The organism is Pseudophaeobacter leonis (assembly GCF_002087335.1).
GTDB classification, from domain to species: domain Bacteria; phylum Pseudomonadota; class Alphaproteobacteria; order Rhodobacterales; family Rhodobacteraceae; genus Pseudophaeobacter; species Pseudophaeobacter leonis.
Map to the genome: position 1 here is coordinate 1 of NZ_MWVJ01000087.1, position 2,828 is coordinate 2,828.

At 60.0% G+C, this 2,828-nt stretch carries 2 protein-coding genes; one reads left to right on the top strand and one right to left on the bottom strand.

All coding sequences use genetic code 11. The features are described from left to right. The first annotated feature begins 390 nt into the window (after positions 1–390). Complete coding sequence (locus tag B4968_RS17655; protein WP_083100716.1) at positions 391–1,254, top strand: glycosyltransferase family 2 protein; 864 nt, start codon at positions 391–393, stop codon at positions 1,252–1,254. Here the strand turns inward: B4968_RS17655 and B4968_RS17660 are convergent. Continuing rightward, positions 1,251–2,828 (bottom strand): 2Fe-2S iron-sulfur cluster-binding protein (locus tag B4968_RS17660; RefSeq protein WP_139792896.1); only part of this gene is annotated, 1,578 nt, incomplete at its 5' end. The two genes, B4968_RS17655 and B4968_RS17660, sit on opposite strands and share 4 nt — an antisense overlap.

Consider the following 2,828-nt stretch of genomic DNA (forward strand, 5'->3'; position numbering starts at 1 on the left):
AAACCTCCGCAAGGCATAAATTCACAAAAATCATAATTCACCTCGAAATTCATAAATATACTTTATTTTCAGAATGTTATATTGTCAGATTCCTGCCTGTGCATCAATTTTGAACGCCTGACACTTCGATGCTGGGTGCGACGATGTCTTTTGGCAGCCGCTGCGGATCAACATATAGACGTCACGCGCAGCGCAACCACAAGACGGACCCCGACTCGGGTGGAGCGATAAGACTGGCGAGTCGCCTTCTTTGGCGCTTTTGTTGTCAAAAACCTGCCTCATGGCATTTCTGAGGGCCGCAGGCCGCGCCCGACACACTGATCCATCCGCGAAATGGCCTTGTGAGAACTGGACTTGGCGGAGGGCAGCAGGACACGCATAGTGCCGCCCATGGATATCTGTGCACTCACCATGGCGCATAAAGACCACTGGGCTCTGTCTCAGTGGTTTCGCCACTATAGCCGCGCGCTTGGCGCCGAAAATCTCTATGTCATTTCTCATGGCAGCGATCCCCGCATCGCAGAGATCTGCCCGGGGGCCTCGGTGCTGACAATACCGCGAAACCGGCTGCAGGGCTTTGACCACTGGCGCGGACGGATGCTCAATGGGTTTCAGCAGGGGCTGCTGGAGATCTACGACTGGGTGATCCGGACGGACGCGGATGAGCTGATCTGCGTTGACCCGTCACGCTGGCCCTCCCTGCCCCAGATGATGCGCGATCAGCAGGCTCCCGCCCTCTTTGCGCTTGGCTTTGATCTGTTTGATCTTCACGCCGGTGAAGCGGTCAAACAAGGCAGCTGTGTTTTTGCCCAGCGCCGCGATGCGGTCTTTACCGGGCACTACAGCAAGGCCTGGGCCGTTCGCCGCCCCATCGGGCTGCGGCGGCATGGCCTTCATCTGCGCCCCAACCGGCTGGCTGAGTTTCCCTTTGTCATGCCGCGCGGGATCTATCTGGCGCATCTTAAATTCGCCGACAGGACAGCCCTGACCGCCATGACCGGAATCCGAACCGAAGTCGGCAGCGTAGAGGGCAAGGGTGCTCCCGGCCGCGCCTGGCGCCAAGCCGACCAAGAGGCCACAGCAAAACTGAGCAAAGCCGCCGCACTGCCGGTGGTTTCCTGGGAAGAGGCTGAGGCTGAGGCCTGGGAGGCCCTGCAAACGCCCGTCCGGGACGAGGTGCTCTCAGTCCTGCGCAGCAAGAGCCTCAGATTTGCGCAGCGCACCGAGCTACCAGATTGGTTTGCCACGCTTTAGAGGTCGACCTCAACCACGCCATCCGGTGCGGCGGCGCGAGACTGGCACAGGATCACCGATCCATTTCGTTGCGCCTTGGAGAGGACAAAGTCGCGGTGCTCGACCTCTCCTGAGATCAGGCCACATTTGCAGACACCGCAAATCCCGTCCGAGCACTTCACATCTATATGCACGCCATGCTCCAGCAGGACATCCGTTGCGGTCTTCTCGGGCGGCACCTCGAGCACCTTCCCGGAGCGTGCCAGTTTGAGCTTGAACGCATGGTTCTCATACTCTGGCAGCTCAGGCACCGAGAAATACTCCAGATGGCGCGCCTCTTCGGGAAATCCCTGGCGCTCTGCCGCCTGCATGACCCCCTCCATGTAGCGCTCGGGCCCACAGGTATAGACATGCTGCCCCGGCGCATAACCCGCCAGTAGCTGATCCAGATCCGCCCGCGTGCCCTCGGAGGAGACATGTATATGGACCTCGCCACGCCAGGGCATCTGCGCCAGATCCTGCAAATAGCCGGCATCCTCACGATTAGAGATGGAATAGTGCAGCTCAAACGCCCGACCCAGCGCATGCAGGCGATGCGCCATGGCAATCATTGGTGTGATGCCAATGCCCCCCCCCATGAGGAAACTCTTCTGCGCCGCCTCCTCAAGCGGGAAATGGTTGATCGGCTTTGAGATAAAGATCAGACGCCCCGGTGTGAAAATCCGGTGCATCAGTTTTGATCCCCCCCGCCCGGCGTCTTCGCGCAGAACACCAATCTGGTATTTCGACCGGTCCGCCGGATCGACAGACATGGAATATTGCCGCAGATATTCAGGGGCGACCACGATGTCGAGATGGGCCCCCGCCGTCCATTCCGGCAGCGGCGCGCCATCGAGGCTCTCGAACTCATATCTGGTGACATCCCGGCTCATGGCCTCGGCGCGTGCCACCCGCACCTGCAAAACCGGGCTGTCCTGATCATTGCTGTAGCGATGATCCCAGGCACCGGTCTCTCCCCTGGCGCGGCGCGTTTTATACTCTTCAGCCGAGATCATCTGTTGATAGGCCTCAATCCCCGTCTCGCGGTCCATCGGGAACGGATAGGGCCAGGGGTGCGGCGCCAGATGTGCCGGGTAGACAGCCAGGGTCTGATCCTCGAATTTCAGGTCGAGATCCTTTTGCAGCGCGCGGGCAATCACCGGATGGCGCGTCGGGCGATAGCCGCCATCCTCCTGCATCTCAAGATCCCACCACCATTTCTTGGCCGGGTTCATCTCGCCATTGCCCAGCGCATCATCCAGTTTTGCCAACAGAGGCGCCGCCTTGGGCACATTCATCGCCGCCCAGCGAAAGGGCCGTTCCGAGAAGATCCCCTCAAGGTTCCAGGGGCAGGTTTTCATGCAGCGGCCACACATGGCGCCGCCCGGCGTGGTGATCCGGTAGGTGGTGCATTTCTGGCTGTCGCTCTTCCAGATCTCATAGCCGTTGAACATCCGCTTGGGACCGGCGGTGATCGCCCCCGAGGGGCACTCGCGGGCGCATTTGTTGCAGCTCTCGCAGAAGGTCTGCAGACCAAAATCAATCGGCTTGTTGTG

Bases quoted from the DNA above. Each gene is read 5' to 3' on its own strand.
- B4968_RS17655 (WP_083100716.1), top strand. From the start codon at position 391: ATGGATATCTGTGCACTCACCATGGCGCATAAAGACCACTGGGCTCTG.